Raw genomic sequence first — 17,780 nt, 5'->3', positions numbered from 1 at the left:
TAAATTGGGCGCCTTATAAGTAGGCTTCTATCAAGCTTGCTTTGTTTTCAAACGCCTTTGTAGAAAGCTTATTGATATTTTTTAAGTTCTAACCTAGACACCATACCCTTGTGCACTTCGTCAGGGCCATCTGCCAAACGAAGGGCTCTTGCGCCAGCCGCAAAACGGGCTAGTGGGAAGTCGCTACACATACCTGCGCCACCGTGAATTTGCAGTGCCATATCCACTACGCTTTGCAACATGTTTGGCACTACCACTTTAATGGCCGAGATCTCTGTCATAGCGTGTTTCACGCCAAGGTTATCTATCTTCCACGCCGCGTGAAGGGTAAGCAAACGCGCTTGCTCTATTGCCATGCGAGCATCCGCCACACGCTCTAAGTTACCACCTAAGCGGATGATAGGCTTACCAAAGGCAACCCGTTCGTGACCGCGCTTAAGCGCAAGCTCTAATGCTTTTTCGGCCATGCCGATAGCACGCATGCAGTGGTGAATACGACCCGGGCCCAGGCGACCTTGTGCTATAGCAAAACCTTTGCCTAAACCCATTATAATGTTGTCTTTACTTACGCGTACATTATCAAAGTGCATTTCGCCATGGCCGTAAGGCGCATCGTAATCGCCGTAGGCATCTAGCATACGCTTTATTGTAATTCCGGGTGTGTCTAGCGGCACTATAACCATACTATGGCGGCTGTGCTTGTCGTTATCTGGGTTTGATAAACCCATGAAAATAGTAAATGCCGCGTTAGGGTGGCCTAAGCCTGTCGACCACCACTTCTTGCCGTTAATAACGACGTCGTCACCGTCTTCAATGATGGTGGCGGCCATGTTGGTGGCGTCAGATGACGCAACATCAGGTTCTGTCATGCCAAACACTGAACGTATTTCACCTGCCAGTAAGGGTTTTAGCCACTGTTCTTTTTGTGCATCGTTGCCGAAATGATAAAGCACTTCCATGTTACCGGTATCTGGCGCATTACAGTTGAAGATTTCGGGGGCAAATAAGTATTTACCCATGCGCTCTGCCATTGGCGCGTATTCCAGTGTGGTTAGCCCCTGACCTAGTTCAGCATCTGGCAGAAACAAATTCGCTAAGCCCACTTCACGTGCTTTGGCTTTTAGTGCCTCTGTGCCAGGGTGTAGCTTCCAGCTTTTCCAGTCGCCATGGTTATTCTCTTTATGATGAAAGTCGTAAACCTCATTTTCAATTGGCGCAATATGCTCAGCAATGAAGTTATCCAGCTTTTCTAATAAGGCTTTGGTTTTGTCGTTATGTGAAAAATCCATAGGGTACCTTTATTTTTAAATTGTTCGCTTTAGTTTGTAATGCTTGCAAGCAGCGTATTTAGGCTTTGCATCACATGGTTATTTTGCTTGTAAAGAGCGCACTAAATTCATGCTCCTTAGCCATCGATGAATGTGTGCAAAAGTACTTCGTTAGCTTAATACTAGAGAAACTTGCTCAGTGAATGAAATGAAATATAATCCTTAAATGGTGTGAATTTTATTCATGGTTTGGCCAATGCTTGAAGACAGACAATTTGAAAAGCTTGATTTGAATTTGCTGAAGGTGTTTGAAGCCCTTTGGCAGCATAGAAATATGACCCGCGTGGCCGAGGCGCTGCACATTACGCCGTCTGCCGTTAGTCATGCCATGCGCCGGTTTCGGGATATTTTAGGCGACCCGCTTTTTGTAAAAGAAAAGCAAAGCATGTTGCCTACCGCTGCCTGCGAACGACTAGCGCCCGCTATTCTAAAAGCTCTGGGTGAAATTCGAAAAGCATTAGGCGAGTTCGCCGATTTCGACCCGCTGTACAGCCATCAGCGCTTTGTCGTTGCTATGCAGGAATCGTTAGAGTTAGGTGTGCTGCCCATACTGCTGTCAACCGCAGAAAAACAAGCACCTAATATCGAAATAGTAAGCACTCGCTTACATCGCGATACCATGTTGGCAGACCTATCAAATCGAAACCTTCATTTAGTTATTGATATTGGCCGCGCCGTTGCCGCGCCTATTTCACATTCTTTATTGCGTCGCGATACCTACAAAGTGCTTATGAATGAGCAAAACCCATTGGCACAGAATTTAGATAGGAAAAAGTATGTGGCGGCCCGTCATATAACCGTGTCTAATCGTGCTAAAGGCGCGTCGGTAGAGGAAATTGCGCTTCAACAATTGGGCGTAAGTCGGCCTTCTTTGTGGCGCTGCCAAAACTATCGCGCGGCAGCCGATGTAGTGGCTAATACAGACGCTTTGTTAACCTTGCCAGGCTCCGTAGCTGATGCGGTAAGCGATGACAATTTAATAAGTACTAAATTGCCGTATCAACTTCCGGCTTTGGAAACACACCTTTACTGGCATAGCCAGCAAGAAGGCGAGCCAGGGCTAATGTGGCTTAGGGATTTAATGTTACACTTGTTCGCTGAATCTGGTCATACCAGATAGATTCTGATAGGATTCATACCAATCATCGCTAATAGCATACAGGTACTAGCACAGTATTTTACGCTTTGTAATGCCAAGCGACTTTCACGGTAAAAAGCGCGACGGTATATAGATAAGTAGAAGTAAGTGCTTAGGCTAATTAGGCAGTACTTTTAGCAAGCGTTGCAGGTTCGGGTGAAAAGGAAGCGGTAATGAAAATTCACACATTAGCAGGCTATATACAGCACATTTATCTTGTTGAAGACGAGAGCGGCTTGCTGTTGCTTGATGGCTGTAGCCGGGCCGATGTAGACAAAGTGTGCAAATATATTACGCAAACCCTAGGGCGCCCGTTGCAAGACCTAAAGCTTATTGTTGTTACCCACATGCACCCTGATCACGCTGGTGGGGCTATTAAATTGCGTCAGCGTACAGGTGCGCAGGTTGCGTCCCATCCTAAAGCTATTAAGTGGTATGCGGGCTTTGCCGGGCGTACCGCTCACGGCATTGATTTGCTGCTAACCTGGTGGGTGGCAAACCGTATTGGCAAGCCTAGAATGCCTATTTGGTATAACCCAATATTAGCGCCAGATATCACGCTTGCCGACAATCAGCGGTTGCCGGGTTTTCCCGATTGGCAGGTAATGTACACGCCGGGTCATACCGATCACGACCTAACCCTTGCGCATATTCCCACGCAGCAAGCTTACATTGCCGATGTATTGGTACAGGTTAAAGGGGAGTTAGTACCGCCGTATCCGCTATGTCATCCTAATCAATATCGTGAAAGCTTAAAAAGGTTGGCGCAGTCACAAATTGATACATTCTTTTGTGCGCATGTACCGCCAACGAAAAAGTCGGATATTGATTTTGAGCATGTTATCGAGAATGCACCTCGCAAACCTAAGAACCACTGGCACTCCAGCAAAAATCGTATAAAGAAAAAGCTCTTCAATCAAACTCGCGAGCATTAACTTGCAGGCCAAGGGTAACCTGGCTTTGCCTGCTAAGTGGCGTGTTTAAATGGCACTGCCCTTGCTTTTAAACGTACAAAACCTCATTACTCTTGTATCGCGAACTTTATATTAAAGTAAGTGCAGCCCCTCTCGGCACGTTATGTTTGTTGAGATAGGCTCAAAGGTATAGGAGCTGCAAAGGCAGAATATAAAACAATAATGCAAAAAAATATCGCTACGCTTTTTGACAAAACTCGGGAATTAGCGTCGCTAACCGGCGACAAACTAAGTAGTGCGTTTAACAAAGAAACGCACCGGTTCACTATTACTGGGCTGAGTCGAAGCGGTAAGTCCATGTTATTTACCAGCCTTATCACCATGCTGAAAAGCCGTAGTGAAGAGGGTTATGCATGTTTGCCTTTGTTGCGATATTTGCCGCCTTCCCATGTGCTTGATATGCGCATAGAGCCCATTGAAGGCTATAAACCTTTTCCGCACTTGCAGAACATTGGTGATCTTGAAAACGGCCAGTGGCCAAAAGCTACCGAAGAAGCGTTTGGTTTTAAGTTAGTGGTACGTTTAAAAGAAACAACATCATTTAAGCGCCATGTTTTGCCCCATAGCGAAGTGGTGTTTGAGTTTATCGATTACCCTGGCGAGTGGGTGACCGACATTCCTATGTTAAGTAAAACCTATGCTCATTGGTCTGACTCTGCGTGGGCGCAGCTTAGCAGCGGGCCGCAACAATATTTTGCAAGTCAGTGGAAAGCCTTTGTTAATCAATTCGACTTTGAACAAGAGCCCACAGAACATCGCATTCAGCTGCTTGTTAACGCCTACCGTAATTATTTAGCTGAAGCTAAAGCTAACGGTATATCTTTGCTGCAGCCGGGCAGTTTCTTATTGGAGTCGAGCGACTTTGATTGGCAGGCATTTGGCTTTACGCCTCTGCCTTCTAGCATTACCAGCGATGTGTCGCACCCTTGGTTTAAAATCTTTGATAAGCACTTTTCGAAGTTTCAAAGTGCGTGGCTAACGCCGTTAAAACAGTCCATTTTCAAAGAAACCGATAAGCAAATTATTTTGGTAGATTTGTTTGAAGGGCTTAACCATAGCAGACAGCATTTGTATCAGCTAAAGGAAACCCTAAGCCATTTGGCCGATACTTTCGTGTACGGGCAAAGTAATTGGTTTTCGCGCAATGTGCTGAAAAAAGAACAAATAGGCAAGGTGGCGTTTGTGGCCACGAAGTCTGACTTGGTGCCGGTAAGTCAGCGCGGTAATTTACTTAATTTGCTTACCCAGATTACCGAAGGGGCACGAGCACGGTTCGACGGTAAACCTATTCAGTTTGAACATTTCTTAGTGTCTAGCATGCAAGTCACAGACGACGGCAGCAATGAAGACGCTATTCGCTATAAAGACAGCGAAGGCCGCTATGTAGAATCTACGTTTGAACCCATACCCAGCACACTAAAAGATATGGAAGAGGGCAGTCACTTCCCGGTACCTAATGTGAGTGTGCCCAGCGATTTTAAAGCGCGTATTTTAGCAGGTAAGGGCGTAGACAGATTGCTTCAGTTTTTACTGGGCAAAGGAGAACAAGAATGAGCGATAAACCTTATACATTTGATGAAAGCCCAGAGCCGTCTAGCTCGTCCGATATTAGTAATTCGCCCAGTTTTAGAAGCGACGCGCCTTATGGCGCGAATAGTGACCAGCAAGGTAATTCAGATAGGCAATTTCAAACTGCCTCTCAGGGCGAACAAAATAGTAGTGCGGTAAACAAACCGCAGTATAAAACCAAGGTTAAAACACAAACCTTAGATATTGCTCAGCCTGAAACCAAGCTTCCGCAGCAGGTTGGTGAAGATGTGTGGGAAGTTGAAGCTAAGAAAGACGGTTTTTCGTTAGGCGCCGCAACCCTCGGGTTTGGTGTAGTGTCGTTAATTGGCTTTTTTGTTTTTGAAGCCTATACCACCCTTGCTGCTAACCTTTCTGAGCACCCCATAGGGACAGGTTTTTTGGGTGCGCTGCTAGTGGGGTTTGTTAGCTGCTTCAGCTTTTTAAGTTTTAAAGAATGGCGCGGCTATAAGCAAGTAAATACTGCGATGGAAGATGCTGGTGTTATCCGGGAATTGCTGGCTAATAACGGTAGTGAGACATCGCCGCAACAAATAGACCGCGTATTAAGTCAGCACGGTAAACGCTTTTCTAGAGGTTCTTACGCGGCCCATTGTTTCGACCGTTACAAACAGCAATTCCAAGACGATATGACAGGGCCAGAACGACTAGGCCTGTACGAAGATACGGTATTGAAACCGGTGCAGGAAAAAGCACACAAGGTGTTGAACAAAGAGTCGGTAACGGCAGGAAGCCTGGCGTTTATTAGCCCCAACAATCTTATTCAAACCTTTGCCGTGATTTGGATTAGCTTTCGTACCATTCGTCGTATGGCTCGAGTGTACGGGTTACGACCAAGTACAGCGGGCAACTGGAAGCTACTAAAAGTACTGGCACAAAACATAGCGGCGCAGGGCGTATTTGACTTGGCTACCGATGAAGTCGCCAATCAAATTGGTGGCAGCTTGTCGGCCAAGTTTATGGAGAATTCGGCTGAAGCCATTGCCGCTGGCGCGCTTAACGCTCGTTTAGGGCGAGCGTTAATCAAGTTGCTTAAATAGCACGTCTCGCCTACTTGTTAGGCTGCGCTTGCAATTGTGCGCAGCCTAATGGTATCAGCCGCGCTCTAACGCGAAACCCTCAGGTTACTGCATTAACGTTATAGCGCCTTTTTGGTAGGCATAACCACGTTAGCAAAGATAAGCCCCGCCACTAGCGACATAAAGATCAGAAACACTTCTTGGCCCAAATGGTCGGCCTTTACAAAGTCTTGGCCGGTCATAAACGAGTTCAAGCCAATATAGGTTTTAGAACCCGGCACCAGAACAATAAGACCGTGCATTGCAACAATGGTGGCGGGCTGATCGGCAATGCGGGTGAACGCATTAGCAAAAATGCCTAGCGCAAATGCGCCTACGAATGCACCAAGCCCAGGGCTCATGTAATCAGAGCTCCACGCGGTAGCGCTATAAGCAATAAACGCAGCTGCCAGTGCCCAAGGTATGTGCTTAATACGGGTTCTAAATATGGCAACTAGCGCAATACAAAGTAAAAACACAGCAAGCCAGGTTGCCCAGTAAGGCAGCGATTCTGCAGGGGTATACACGTTTTCACCAAATACACTGAACCCTACCGAAACACCCAAAAACGCACCGAAATACAGTTTAAATAGTTGCATTATGGCGTCCATTGTACGAGCCGTGCCCGACACCATGTTACGGGAAGATAGTTCCGCTAAGCCCATCGTCAGCGCAAGCCCAGGCACAAATACAATCACTGATGAAAGCACAACCAAAGGAATATTAATGCCCGGGTCAACGTACTGGCTTATGGCACAGGTTAAAATGCCGCCTACAAATGCGGTAACAGGCTCTAGCATTAGGTTTACGCGCTTCGAGCGCTCTGCCCATAACGTCCACAAATAGGCCACTATTCCCAGCGCAGCAGACCAACCTATTTCGCTCCAGCTTGCACCCATTAGCATAGCGAATGCACCGGTGGCCATGGCAAATGCCGTACCGGTAGATAATTTACCGTAGGGGCTGCCCATCGCATCTATTTCATTTAGGCGCTTATCGGCTTCAGCTAGCGAAAGGTTTCCCGATAGTAGCTCGCTGGCTAATTCATCGGTTAGCGACAGCGCATTCATATCCAAATCGCCTGGCTGTAATCGCGCCGAGTGGTTGTATTCGTCTTCGTGACGGTCACTCCAGATAACAAAAGTAAGCGATGTAGGTGTAGAAATAAATGACGCGTGCACACCTAAATACTGAGCGACTTCACCAAGATAAGCTTCCAGACGGAACGCAGGAGTACCATACTTGTGCAGCATTTTGCCAAGTTTTACTATAAATCTACGAATTTGAATAAATTCAACGGTATCCAACGCACTGCCCTTAAGTTTTGATAACTTTAATATGAAATAAATAAGACAAAAAAGCCAGACACATAGGTAAAGTGTCTGGCTAAAATTTGGGCGGATTCTACGGAGGGTTTTACATGAAAGCAAAACAAATTTTTTATTTGTTTTGCCCTAAAAAAACTAATCTTTTAATGCGTGATAAAGCAGCGTTTAACTGCTGCTTCAACGGGAACATTTATGCTCGTGCTTCAAATGGCATCCAATCCTTCCAAACAGGCTCTAGGCCTTTCCTAGCAATTGCGTTTACCACTTTTGGCACCGAGCGGCTGTCATCAATATCAAACTGATTTAAAGCCTGTGAAGGTTCGCTATAGCCGCCCGGCTGAGTTTGCGATGCAGCACTCATAGACGTTATCCCAAGCGGCATTACGCCGTCTCTAAATGCGGCCGACTCGCGGGTAGACAGAGATAATTCCGCTTGCGGGTTAAACAAGCGATGAGCACATATCAGCTGCAGCAGATCACGTTCGGTAGGTAGTTTGTTATTGGTAAGAGCGTTGCCGCCAGTGCTATTACCTTCACAGCTTCTAAGGCGCGGAAAAGCAATAGATACACGGCTTTGCCAATAGTGCTGTTGTATCAACTTGCCATGGAGGGCGGTCATAGCGCTGTCAACCCGCCAGTCACCTAAACCAAGTAACGCACCTATGCCTATTTTATCGATCCCCGCTTTCCCAATACGGTCGCTGGCTTCTAATCGCCATAAGAAATCCTGCTTTTTACCTCTGGTGTGGTAGCGGGCGTAGTGCTGGGGCGAATAGGTTTCTTGATATACCAGCACCGCATCTAATCCCAGATGTTTTAACGTTTGGTATTGTTCCCATTTTAGCGGCTGTACTTCCATCATGAGGTAGCTTACCTTGTCGCGAATGGCGCTAAGGGTTTGCTCAAAATAGTTCATGCCCACCTTAGTTTCGTGTTCGCCTGTAACCAGTAACACTTGGGAAAAGCCTAAATCTTTAATGGCTTCAATTTCAGTGAGCACTTCGCTTATAGATAGGGTTTTGCGCTTTATCTTATTGCTCATGGTAAAGCCGCAATAGGTACACTCGTTGGCACACAGGTTCGACAGGTACAAAGGCACAAAAAGCTGCATAGTATTGCCAAAGCGATGGCGGGTAAGGGCCTGCGCTCGACTTGCCATGGCTTCCAAGTAATGTGAGCCGGCAGGTGAGATCAGCGCCAAAAAGTCATCGAGTGAAAGGGATTCTTTACCTAATGCGCGCTCTACGTCATTCGCAGTTTTACTGTTCATTGACATGGCGAGATGGGCTAAGTCTTGCTGCATTAGTGCTTGAGCTACCTTCATACCGCAGGCTCCAAAAACGCAGTAAGTGGGCTTGATGCCTGTGCAAAATTGCTGGTTGCCCCTAGTCCTGCTTCAAACGCTTTTCGGCCTGTTTCTACAGCGCTTGCAAAGGCCGCTGCCATGGCAACAGGGTTTTGGGCGGTGGCAATAGCCGTATTTACCAGTACCGCATCTACGCCCATTTCCATGGCCGCCATGGCTTCACTGGGCTTGCCAATACCCGCATCTACAATGACCGGAATAGAGGCTTGTTCAACAATAATTTGCAAAAAAGGCTTAGTTTGTAAGCCTTGATTACTGCCTATAGGAGCGCCTAACGGCATAACAGCGGCGCAGCCTACTTCTTCAAGGCGTTTACACAAAACGGGGTCTGCCCCGCAGTAAGGCAGTACGTTAAACCCTTTTTTTACCAAAGCCTCGGCGGCCTGAAGGGTTTCGATTGGGTCGGGTAGCAGGTAGCGCTGGTCGGGGTGAATTTCCAACTTTATCCATGGGCTACCTAGCGCTTCATAAGAAAGTTCTGCGGCAAATATCGCTTCTTGGGTATTTTTAGCTCCCGATGTGTTAGGAAGCAGTGTAACTCCTAACTCTCGAAGGGCCGATAGCGTTTCGTCTTGCGCGCTATTGCTTGCCACGCGCTTCATTGCCAGGGTAACAATGTTACTTTGTGCAGCGGCCACTGCGTCTTTCATAGTGATGGCGTTGCTGAACTTTCCTGTACCGGTTAAAAGACGTGATGAAAAAGTGTGGTTTGCAAGCGTTAGCATATTAGCCTCCTGCAACTAGGGTGAAAATATCAACGGTGTCGTTGTCTTTAAGGTAAGTGGTCGACCATTCTTTTTTACTCACTATGGCGGCATTTCTAGCAATAGCGGTACCGTCGTCATTCAGTTGTTTAAGGGCGACTAACTCGCTAAGTGAGATGGGCGAGATCACGTTCATAGGTTGATTGTTTACGTTTACTTTAATTTGCGTCATTGCAAACCTCGCAGGTAGAAGCGGGGGGTAATGCAAAGCTTTGTAGTGAACCCAGGCCTGCATTCCCAGTTAGGTAGTGACCCCACTTAATGTCGGCTTGGAACCCTTTGGCTAAAAACAGCAAAGCTTGTGTTGCCTGATGGCAAGCAGCCATACCAACAACAGGGCCAAGTACGCCTTTGCTCAAGCAATCTTCACGCACAGAAACCTTATTTACTAGGCACTCGTAACAACCACAGGAGTTCGAGTTTTGCGGCAAATTAAGTGCTTGCCATGTAAGGCCGCTGGCGGCTGCAATAAAAAGTGGAATAGAGGCGCGGTTGGTCGCAGCATTAATCTGCCGCCTTACCCTAATGTTATCGGTGCAATCCAGTACACAGGTGGCAGATGAGATTAAGGTTGGTAAGTTATTACTATCAGCAAACTTGCTTCTATACTGAATGTTTAGAACAGAGTTAACTTTGCGAAGTTCGTTATATAGAGATTTGGCTTTAAGCTCACCTAAGTGCATTTCGTTGTAGCTAACTTGGCGCTGTAAGTTACTGATATCGACAGTGTCTCCATCTATCAAAGTGATATTGCCAACACCTGCGCCAGCAAGATAGCGGGCAGTTAAGCTTCCAAGGCCGCCCAGCCCAATAACAACGGCGTGTGCGTTTGCTAAATTAAGCTGGCCGTCGTGGTCGATACAGTCGAGCAAGAGCTGCCTGCTGTAACGGCGTATGGCTTGATGTTCAATCTGGGCGCTAGCGAAGCCATTGGTGGGAGTAACTGTGCTACTGGCGTTATTGAATGAACCGTTACCGGTATTAAGTGAGCCATTAGCGTTATTGGCTGAGTCAGTCGCGGTACGATGTGCTGCTTGACTATGCAAAACCTGCCTCCTGAACCAATGCTTGGTAGGCTTTAAGCGGATGCTCCGCATGTGTAATGGCACTAACCACGGCAATACCGTCAACGCCAGTTTTAGCCACGTCACCTATAAGCGATAAATTAATACCGCCAATGGCAACTGTGGGTATGCCTTCACACAGCTTCACATATTTTGCCAAGCGCTCTACACCTTGGGGTTTAGAGGGCATGTCTTTTGTATTGGTTGGAAAGATATGACCAAGGGCAATGTAAGACGGGTTTAAAGCGCGAACCCGCTGAATCTCAGCGAACCCATGAGTTGAAATGCCCAGCCTTAGCCCGGCGCTTCGAATAGCGTTTAAATCTGCAGTATCAAGATCTTCTTGGCCTAAATGAACACCGTAAGCCCCCAGCTCTATAGCTAACTCCCAATAGTCGTTAATAAATAACTGACAATTGGTGTGTTCCACTAACTCAATGGCTTCTTTTATCTGTTGGCGAATGCCTTGTTGTGAGCCTTTCTTCATCCTTAGTTGAATGATTTTTACGCCCGTTGGCCAAAGCCTCGCTATCAACTCAACGCTGTCTACCACGGGATAAATGCCTAAGTTAGTGTTGGTGAGTGGACGAAAGTGGGCGCGATTGCCTTGTGTATTATCAAAGGTTTGGTCGCTGTTAGACGAATTCTCTAGGCACAAATCTTTATTGTGAAAAACACCGCTACCTTGGCGAAAGTTTACTTTTGGAAAACTTACAGCGTTGGCGGGGAAACCGTTAGTTCGCGGAAAGTACGTAGGCAAATTAGCCCCATGATTATGCGTCTTAGCGCTGTCCGTATCGGGCTCGCAAAGGGTCTTTCGCCTTACTTCACACACATAGGCATTAGCTAGGGTGAGCGCATCTTCAATGCAATAGTCGTTAACAATAAAAGCTGCAATCGCACTTGCTAACATGCAGCCAGTACCCCGAAGTTTACCGTTATTAATTATCGGTTGACTAAAGTGAAGGGTGTGCGAGGCGCAAACAAAGGTGTCATATACCTGAGCCTGCCATTCGGCGTGGCCGCCTTTGACGTAAACACTCTTTGCCCCTTTTCCTATTAGCCGGTTTATTGCTGACGCTAAGCTGGTATCGTCGTTTACCGGCAAATTAGACAGCCAAGCGAGCTCGTCGATATTTGGGGTAACCAAATCAACCGTGTTCAGCAACTCGTCAACAACGCTTTCGCTTAAGTCGCTTAACATTCCGCCAGATGAAGAAGCCTGCACAGGGTCCCATATTACAAAGGGCCGAGGCGCTACTAATGACTGGAGACGTGCGCAAAGTAAAAGCGCTTGTTCATCGTTTGCGATAGCGCCTATTTTAATGGCGCGTGGTGGCGTATCTTCGTAAAGCACTTGCCACTGCTGGTTTAACGCAGATGCACTCATACTTTCTGTATTAAGCAGATGCTGGTTTGATTGCACAGTAAATTGTGTAGTGAGCACACAGGCATGAACGCTTAAATCGGCAAGCGTGATGGCGTCGCGAGTTATACCCGCGCCACCACTTGAATCAACGCCGCCTATGCACCACACCACAGGCAGCTTAATGCTAGGCGGCTCTAGTACGGGTTTGGTTAGGTGGCTGTTTATCATGGCAGCTCTACCTTGCTATCTGCAGTGTGATAAAGCTCAGCGCCCGATTGATTAAACGCATCAGCCATGTCTTTCATGCCTTTTTCTTTTTCAAACTTTTGTTGCTCTGCTTGTTTAGCGACGTCACGTACTTCCTGAGAAATTTTCATGCTGCAGAATTTTGGGCCGCACATAGAGCAAAAGTGCGCAACTTTACCAGAAGCCTGCGGCAAGGTTTCATCGTGATAAGCACGAGCAGTGTGGGGGTCTAATGCAAGGTTAAACTGATCTTCCCATCTAAACTCGAAGCGCGCTTTCGACATAGCATTGTCGCGTATTTGCGCGCCGGGGTGGCCCTTCGCTAAGTCGGCAGCGTGAGCCGCTATTTTGTACGTGATAAGCCCCTGTTTAACGTCTTCTTTGTTAGGTAAACCCAAATGCTCTTTAGGCGTTACGTAGCACAGCATTGCGCAGCCGTACCAACCAATCATGGCGGCGCCAATACCTGAGGTGAAGTGATCGTAACCAGGTGCAATGTCTGTGGTAAGCGGGCCAAGGGTATAAAACGGCGCTTCGTGACAGTGCTTAAGCTGCTCTTCCATGTTCGCTTTAATCATGTGCATTGGCACATGCCCAGGGCCTTCAATCATTACCTGAACATCGTATTCCCATGCTATTTTGGTCAGCTCACCAAGGGTACGTAACTCAGAGAACTGCGCATCATCGTTAGCGTCAGCCACGCTACCAGGGCGCAAGCCATCACCTAGCGACAGCGCTACATCGTACTTCGCGCATATTTCGCAAATATCGTGGAAGTGTTCGTACAAAAAGCTTTGCTGGTGGTGGCTTAAGCACCACTTCGCCATGATTGAACCGCCGCGAGATACAATGCCAGTAACCCGCTTTGCGGTAAGGTGCACGTATTCAAGCAACACGCCTGCGTGAATGGTGAAGTAGTCTACCCCTTGCTCGGCCTGCTCAATTAGGGTGTCTTTAAACATCTCCCAGGTTAAGTCTTCGGCTACGCCATTCACTTTTTCTAGCGCTTGATAAATAGGTACGGTGCCAAGAGGTACCGGGCTATTTCGCAGCAGCCACTCGCGGGTTTCGTGAATGTTTCTGCCGGTAGACAAGTCCATGATGGTATCGGCCCCCCAGCGCGTTGACCATACCAGCTTTTCTACCTCTTCTTCGATAGATGAAGTCACCGCTGAATTACCAATGTTGGCGTTAATTTTCACCAGGAAGTTGCGGCCGATAATCATTGGCTCTAACTCGGGGTGATTGATGTTGCATGGAATAATGGCGCGGCCTGCTGCCACTTCCTGGCGAACAAATTCAGGCGTGATGGTATCGGGCAAATTCGCGCCAAAGTGCTCTCCTTTGTGCTGCTGCGTTAGCTCCGCATCTTTAATAGCTTGGCGGCCCATGTTTTCACGAATGGCAATATATTCCATTTCAGGGGTAATAATGCCTTGTCTTGCGTAGTGAAGCTGAGTGACGTTCTTGCCCGCTTTCGCTTTTAACGGTTTGCGGCTGCGGATAAAGCGAAAATCTTCAGTAAATATGTCGTTTTCACGCTCTTTTGCAAAGCTTGATGAAACGCCTTCTAGTTCAACGGTATCGCTGCGCTCTTCAATCCACTTCTGGCGAAGCGGGCTTAAACCTTTATGTACATCTATGTTTTCTTGCGGGTCGCCATAAGGGCCAGAGGTGTCGTACACCGGAATGGGTGGGTTTGGCTCTAGAATGGGGTTTTCTTCGGTGCCACCGACTAAACTGTCGTGCTGGTGGATAAGGCGCATGGCCACACGGATATCGTTGCGGCTGCTACACTCGTAATGACGTGTTGAATTTGGGTAAGCTTCGCCCGCTAGTTCATTTATGAATTGCTGAGCTTGTTGGCGCTGTTCGCGTCTGTTCGACATAGCATTTTACCTTGTAATTTTAGGTTCTAAAAATGCTTGTCAGGAGTGAAGGAGAATACAGTGTGTGAGTGTTAAAAGGAGTGAACCTTCTACTGTAGCGAGGTTGAAAGTAAAGAAGCTAAGAATGAGCCCGTTACTTTTTATTGATGTTTGCTCTTGAGGCCTTAAGCAATTTACCTTGAGTTAGAAATGACATCATTGAAATTTGATGCTTTATCTCAAAGTAAACGCTCGGTGCCTGTTATGAAAGTAACAAACAAACCACTAAGTAATCTAACCTTGCTTCACAATGCCAAACTGTTGCTTAACATCGTGCACATTGTATTTTCTTGTTCCCTTCGCAGGTACTAGCCTGATCAGGTTCTACGGATCCCACTTTCGCGGTCTCAGCTTACTGGGTTACCAGTGAAGCACTCCGACAAGTTGTTTAAGTCAATTCGGGTTGTGGTTGAAACAACCCGAATTGAGAATTCCTTTTTACTATATCTTCAACTTTAGTTGGATTACAAGTGTTACTAGAAAGCTAAACGAATATTCATTTAGCTAGCTAGTTGCTGTCCTTCTTTGTAAAGCTGAAGTGCGGTAGCTGTGTCATGCTTGCGTTCACTAATGGCAGATAGCAGCAATAAATCTTCTTTGCGCGACTGCATTTTAGTGGCTTTAAGCAATGCTTTTTCCGCCAACACATCGTCGCCAGAGTTGAACGCCACTTGACCTAGCGTGGAATAAAGCTCAACGTTTTCTTCGTCTTGCTTTATCCAGCTTTCAAGTAGACGTAATGATGGTGATGCGTCAGGAATATTAAGCTGCGTGAACAGCGGGAATAGAGCGCTGTTCGGGCCCCGTTTTTGCCATTCAACTAACAAATTTTGAGCGTCGGCATGCATACCTTGGTCAAGCAATTGCTGAATATAAGCGGCGCGATAAGCGTCGTCGTGACGTAATTTTCGAGGCAGGGTGTCCCAGTATGATTTAAGCTCAACAGCACCTTGTTTACTGGCAATTTCTGCAAACTTACCTTTAGCAATACGTTGGCTCCACGCGGTGTAGTCATCTTTAGGCAAAGCTTTACGCCAGCCTGATAAATTCTCTTGAAGCACCTGCCACTTACCTAGCTTGGCAAGAATTTGCGCTTTTAGCTTCACAACCTGCTTGTTGTCACGATCTTGCTCGTCTAGTTCATTAAGCTTTTCGAGTGCTGCATCAAACTTTTCTTCAGCTACATCAATGCGAGCATGCATTACCGTTGCCGCTACTTTCGCTTTCGGAAAGTCCGTGGCCTGAACCAGAAAATAACGGGCTTTAGCTAGGTCGTCGTTGGCAAAAGCAATTTGCGCCGAGGCCAAATAGTTTACGCCTTCAAAATCACCATTGGTGGTTTTGCCTAATGCTTTTTGTGCCGAATCAAAATCACCTGCGGCCATGGCGTGCAAGCCATCGTAAAATGCGCGCTTGCGTTTACGTTCACCTAAGGTGCCGAACCATTTATGCGAGCCTGTAATTAAGCTTAACGCCCACAGAACAAAACGGGATAACACATACCAAGCAATAACGGCACCAATAACCAAAATACAAAAACTGATCACGGTCATTTCAATAGCTGTGCTACCTAGGGAAATAAGTACGTAACCTTTGTCGCCAAGTATCATTGGACCAACAATAAGCGCAACAACGAATGCGGCTAATACCGCAAGGGCAATAGCTAACCATTTCATAGTGCACTTGCTCCTTGTCCAAACGCCTGCTTAACACGGCTATCCAGTAAACGCTCTAGCGGTTTTTGTGACGCTAGCTCTGTAGGAATCGGGCGCGAAACATCGGTAGCAATCAGGTTTTGAAGTGCATCAACAAAACCGGTTACTTGGCTTTTTTCAGTATCGTATTTTTCAATAAGCAGCGTTTGTGCGTACTGAAGCGATTGGCTGTAAAGACCCGCATCGCCTTGAAGCGCGGCGGTTTGTGCATGCATAAGCTGAAGACGAAGCTGCTCTTTTGCCAAGAACTGCGCTTCCAATGAAAGTACCGGCTCAACCGGGCCTTCAATGGTCTTAACGGTAAGAAAATCATTTACTAACGAACGCCACACCTTCGCAAGGTTGTCTTGCCAATCGTCAGCCGACTCTGACAAGGTGGTGTCTTCTGCGCTAGCATCTTCTGGTTTCTCGAAGGTATCCAACGGGAGCTTGTCGATTTGCGCAATCATGCCGGTAAGGGCTAGTGCCACCGAACTTTGCGATACAGGGTTTAGCTGCTGTAGCGTTTGAATATCTTCAGCTAGGCTAGCGCGAACGGGTAGCACCGACGGATCAGCCAATGATTTTAAACGCTTATCTGCATTAACCAGTAGCAATATTGCTGTGCGAACATCGTTTTCAAGCCAAAGCTTTCGGCCCGCCATGCGAACTAAATAGTCAGCTTCTGCTATTAGCCAGTCGGCTGGGCGGCGACCTTCCATATTGTTAAGCTGTTGAAGCGTAGACTCGGTCTGTAAGCTAAGTTTCTCGTTTTCAGACTTAAGTTCATCTACCGTATTTTGTAAGGCTTTATTCGTTCGCGACACTGCTTCTAGAGACGCGAGAATATTGCTACGCTCACGCTCAATCGTATTTAGTTTAGCGGTGTTAGTTTGCTGGGCGGTAACAGCGTCTGCACTTACTGACTGCTGCTGCATGTAATACCAGTAGCCTGTGCCAGCCATACCTATTACGGCGAAGAATAAAATGATTACAACAAACCATAGCAAGCCATTGCCTGATGATTTATTTTTCTTAGCGCCAGATTCAGTCGATTCACTCTGCGTGGCAGAAGACTCAATTACTTCTTTTTCAGCTTCCACTTTTACGAGTTCCTCTTTTTGTGGGCTATTTTCGTTATTGTTGGCCATTCAATACTCCCAGTTATCCTTTACCCAGGCGATGAGTGCCTGATCGGTGGCTCGCTGACAAACCGCTACCTCTTTAACACCTTTGCTGTTAAGGGTTTGGGCGACTCGGTCACTCACTGTTAACCATTTAAAGGCTAACAAAGCGTTACCAAATTGTTCTATCAATTGCAGTGCCATTGCTTCGCTTGTAGCGATAATGCCGCTAACTTCGCCCATTTTCCACCGTTTTGTGTAAATTGGGCGTGTAAGTTGCTCTCTTTTGTAAACGCAAAAGCTATTTACTAAAATACCGTTTTCGTCTAACCCTTTTGCTATGGCGTCTCGCCCACCTTCACCTTTAATAATAACGACATGCTGGCAGTTTGCCTCATTAAGTTGATGCATTGCCAGTATACCTTCGGATGTATGAACCTTTGGAGTAATAACGTTTGCCGAAGAAATCGTTTCAAGGCCTGCCTGAAGTTTGCGAGCTGTGGCATCACCAACGGCGATAATCAAAGGGAGTGGGGTGGCTGTGTTGCGCAGCCCCGAAATAACACTACTCACAGCGTATACGCTGGTAACAATAATTGCGTTTACTGTATTGGAAGCTAAATACTCTGCTGCGGCTTTTCGTTCAGATGAGATGTCAATTATGTCAGAGGTGGCTACCCCTACCGCGTTAATGCCCGCTTGCTCGAAAGCTGAAGCACTTGCTTTTAATTTTGGCAGTGGGCGCGTGAACAGAAGCATTCTATCGAACTCTCATCCTTTTAAGTTTGCTGCGCATTCCCACGTGTTTAGGA

15 protein-coding genes and 1 riboswitch are annotated in these 17,780 nt (G+C 46.9%); of the genes, 4 read left to right on the top strand and 11 right to left on the bottom strand.

The window, feature by feature from the left end:
* Positions 1 to 68 precede the first annotated feature (68 nt).
* On the bottom strand, positions 69 to 1,289 hold the full coding sequence (locus ACYX4M_RS06425; RefSeq protein WP_476082351.1) for an acyl-CoA dehydrogenase family protein: 1,221 nt from the start codon (positions 1,287 to 1,289) through the stop codon (positions 69 to 71).
* A 223-nt stretch (positions 1,290 to 1,512) separates the two neighbouring features.
* Between ACYX4M_RS06425 and ACYX4M_RS06420 the strand changes: the two genes are divergently transcribed.
* The 4 genes from ACYX4M_RS06420 to ACYX4M_RS06405 all read left to right on the top strand — a co-directional run bounded on the left by ACYX4M_RS06420 (position 1,513) and on the right by ACYX4M_RS06405 (position 6,067).
* Complete coding sequence (locus tag ACYX4M_RS06420) at positions 1,513 to 2,448, top strand: LysR family transcriptional regulator (protein WP_476082350.1); 936 nt, start codon at positions 1,513 to 1,515, stop codon at positions 2,446 to 2,448.
* Between the two features lie 191 nt (positions 2,449 to 2,639).
* Positions 2,640 to 3,401 carry an MBL fold metallo-hydrolase gene (locus ACYX4M_RS06415; RefSeq protein WP_476082349.1) on the top strand — a complete coding sequence of 254 codons (762 nt, stop codon included), beginning with the start codon at positions 2,640 to 2,642 and terminating at the stop codon, positions 3,399 to 3,401.
* Positions 3,402 to 3,602: 201 nt separating this feature from the next.
* Positions 3,603 to 4,994, top strand: coding sequence for a YcjX family protein (locus ACYX4M_RS06410; protein WP_476082348.1), 1,392 nt, complete (start codon positions 3,603 to 3,605; stop codon positions 4,992 to 4,994).
* Entirely contained in the window at positions 4,991 to 6,067 is a 1,077-nt protein-coding gene (locus ACYX4M_RS06405) for a DUF697 domain-containing protein (RefSeq protein ID WP_476082347.1), read from the top strand. Before ACYX4M_RS06410 ends, ACYX4M_RS06405 begins: the two co-directional genes overlap by 4 nt.
* 98 nt (positions 6,068 to 6,165) lie before the next feature.
* Here the strand turns inward: ACYX4M_RS06405 and ACYX4M_RS06400 are convergent, their stop codons facing one another.
* From ACYX4M_RS06400 to ACYX4M_RS06355, 10 genes are all read right to left on the bottom strand, one after another.
* A complete protein-coding gene (locus ACYX4M_RS06400; protein WP_474828636.1) occupies positions 6,166 to 7,392 on the bottom strand; it encodes a threonine/serine exporter family protein in 1,227 nt (408 codons plus the stop codon).
* A gap of 211 nt (positions 7,393 to 7,603) precedes the next feature.
* Positions 7,604 to 8,737, bottom strand: coding sequence for a 2-iminoacetate synthase ThiH (gene thiH / locus ACYX4M_RS06395; protein WP_476082346.1), 1,134 nt, complete (start codon positions 8,735 to 8,737; stop codon positions 7,604 to 7,606).
* Positions 8,734 to 9,504 (bottom strand): thiazole synthase, encoded by a 771-nt coding sequence (locus tag ACYX4M_RS06390; RefSeq protein WP_476082345.1) that lies wholly within the window; start codon positions 9,502 to 9,504, stop codon positions 8,734 to 8,736. Before ACYX4M_RS06390 ends, thiH begins: the two co-directional genes overlap by 4 nt.
* 1 nt (position 9,505) lies before the next feature.
* The gene (thiS, locus tag ACYX4M_RS06385; protein ID WP_476082344.1) at positions 9,506 to 9,715 is read right to left on the bottom strand and encodes a sulfur carrier protein ThiS; all 210 of its coding nucleotides are present in this window, start codon (positions 9,713 to 9,715) and stop codon (positions 9,506 to 9,508) included.
* A complete protein-coding gene (locus ACYX4M_RS06380) occupies positions 9,702 to 10,589 on the bottom strand; it encodes a HesA/MoeB/ThiF family protein (RefSeq protein WP_476082343.1) in 888 nt (295 codons plus the stop codon). Before ACYX4M_RS06380 ends, thiS begins: the two co-directional genes overlap by 14 nt.
* Positions 10,582 to 12,204, bottom strand: a complete 1,623-nt coding sequence (thiE, locus tag ACYX4M_RS06375) for a thiamine phosphate synthase (protein ID WP_476082342.1) — start codon at positions 12,202 to 12,204, stop codon at positions 10,582 to 10,584. The genes ACYX4M_RS06380 and thiE overlap by 8 nt, the downstream gene beginning before the upstream one ends.
* Complete coding sequence (gene thiC / locus ACYX4M_RS06370; RefSeq protein ID WP_476082341.1) at positions 12,201 to 14,111, bottom strand: phosphomethylpyrimidine synthase ThiC; 1,911 nt, start codon at positions 14,109 to 14,111, stop codon at positions 12,201 to 12,203. Before thiC ends, thiE begins: the two co-directional genes overlap by 4 nt.
* Positions 14,112 to 14,427: 316 nt before the next feature.
* Positions 14,428 to 14,539: riboswitch (TPP riboswitch) on the bottom strand.
* Positions 14,540 to 14,650: 111 nt separating this feature from the next.
* The gene (locus ACYX4M_RS06365) at positions 14,651 to 15,826 is read right to left on the bottom strand and encodes a heme biosynthesis HemY N-terminal domain-containing protein (RefSeq protein WP_476082340.1); all 1,176 of its coding nucleotides are present in this window, start codon (positions 15,824 to 15,826) and stop codon (positions 14,651 to 14,653) included.
* Positions 15,823 to 16,995 carry a uroporphyrinogen-III C-methyltransferase gene (locus ACYX4M_RS06360; RefSeq protein WP_476082339.1) on the bottom strand — a complete coding sequence of 391 codons (1,173 nt, stop codon included), beginning with the start codon at positions 16,993 to 16,995 and terminating at the stop codon, positions 15,823 to 15,825. The genes ACYX4M_RS06365 and ACYX4M_RS06360 overlap by 4 nt, the downstream gene beginning before the upstream one ends.
* Positions 16,996 to 17,727 carry a uroporphyrinogen-III synthase gene (locus ACYX4M_RS06355; protein WP_476082338.1) on the bottom strand — a complete coding sequence of 244 codons (732 nt, stop codon included), beginning with the start codon at positions 17,725 to 17,727 and terminating at the stop codon, positions 16,996 to 16,998. It lies immediately after the preceding gene.
* Positions 17,728 to 17,780: the final 53 nt, after the last annotated feature.

The sequence above is a fragment of the Alteromonas sp. ABV4_150 genome, assembly GCF_056311745.1.
The sequence above is the reverse complement of the archived record's forward strand: the minus strand, read 5'-3'. Positions and strand labels throughout refer to the sequence as shown.

What these genes read in the sequence shown, in the direction of transcription:
- ACYX4M_RS06355 (WP_476082338.1), bottom strand. Translation starts at nt 17,727, where the DNA reads ATGCTTCTGTTCACGCGCCCACTGCCAAAATTAAAAGCAAGTGCTTCA.
- thiC (WP_476082341.1), bottom strand. Translation starts at nt 14,111, where the DNA reads ATGTCGAACAGACGCGAACAGCGCCAACAAGCTCAGCAATTCATAAAT.
- ACYX4M_RS06420 (WP_476082350.1), top strand. Translation starts at nt 1,513, where the DNA reads ATGGTTTGGCCAATGCTTGAAGACAGACAATTTGAAAAGCTTGATTTG.
- thiS (WP_476082344.1), bottom strand. Translation starts at nt 9,715, where the DNA reads ATGACGCAAATTAAAGTAAACGTAAACAATCAACCTATGAACGTGATC.
- ACYX4M_RS06415 (WP_476082349.1), top strand. Translation starts at nt 2,640, where the DNA reads ATGAAAATTCACACATTAGCAGGCTATATACAGCACATTTATCTTGTT.
- ACYX4M_RS06390 (WP_476082345.1), bottom strand. Translation starts at nt 9,504, where the DNA reads ATGCTAACGCTTGCAAACCACACTTTTTCATCACGTCTTTTAACCGGT.
- ACYX4M_RS06425 (WP_476082351.1), bottom strand. Translation starts at nt 1,289, where the DNA reads ATGGATTTTTCACATAACGACAAAACCAAAGCCTTATTAGAAAAGCTG.
- thiE (WP_476082342.1), bottom strand. Translation starts at nt 12,204, where the DNA reads ATGATAAACAGCCACCTAACCAAACCCGTACTAGAGCCGCCTAGCATT.
- thiH (WP_476082346.1), bottom strand. Translation starts at nt 8,737, where the DNA reads ATGAAGGTAGCTCAAGCACTAATGCAGCAAGACTTAGCCCATCTCGCC.
- ACYX4M_RS06410 (WP_476082348.1), top strand. Translation starts at nt 3,603, where the DNA reads ATGCAAAAAAATATCGCTACGCTTTTTGACAAAACTCGGGAATTAGCG.
- ACYX4M_RS06365 (WP_476082340.1), bottom strand. Translation starts at nt 15,826, where the DNA reads ATGAAATGGTTAGCTATTGCCCTTGCGGTATTAGCCGCATTCGTTGTT.
- ACYX4M_RS06360 (WP_476082339.1), bottom strand. Translation starts at nt 16,995, where the DNA reads ATGGCCAACAATAACGAAAATAGCCCACAAAAAGAGGAACTCGTAAAA.
- ACYX4M_RS06405 (WP_476082347.1), top strand. Translation starts at nt 4,991, where the DNA reads ATGAGCGATAAACCTTATACATTTGATGAAAGCCCAGAGCCGTCTAGC.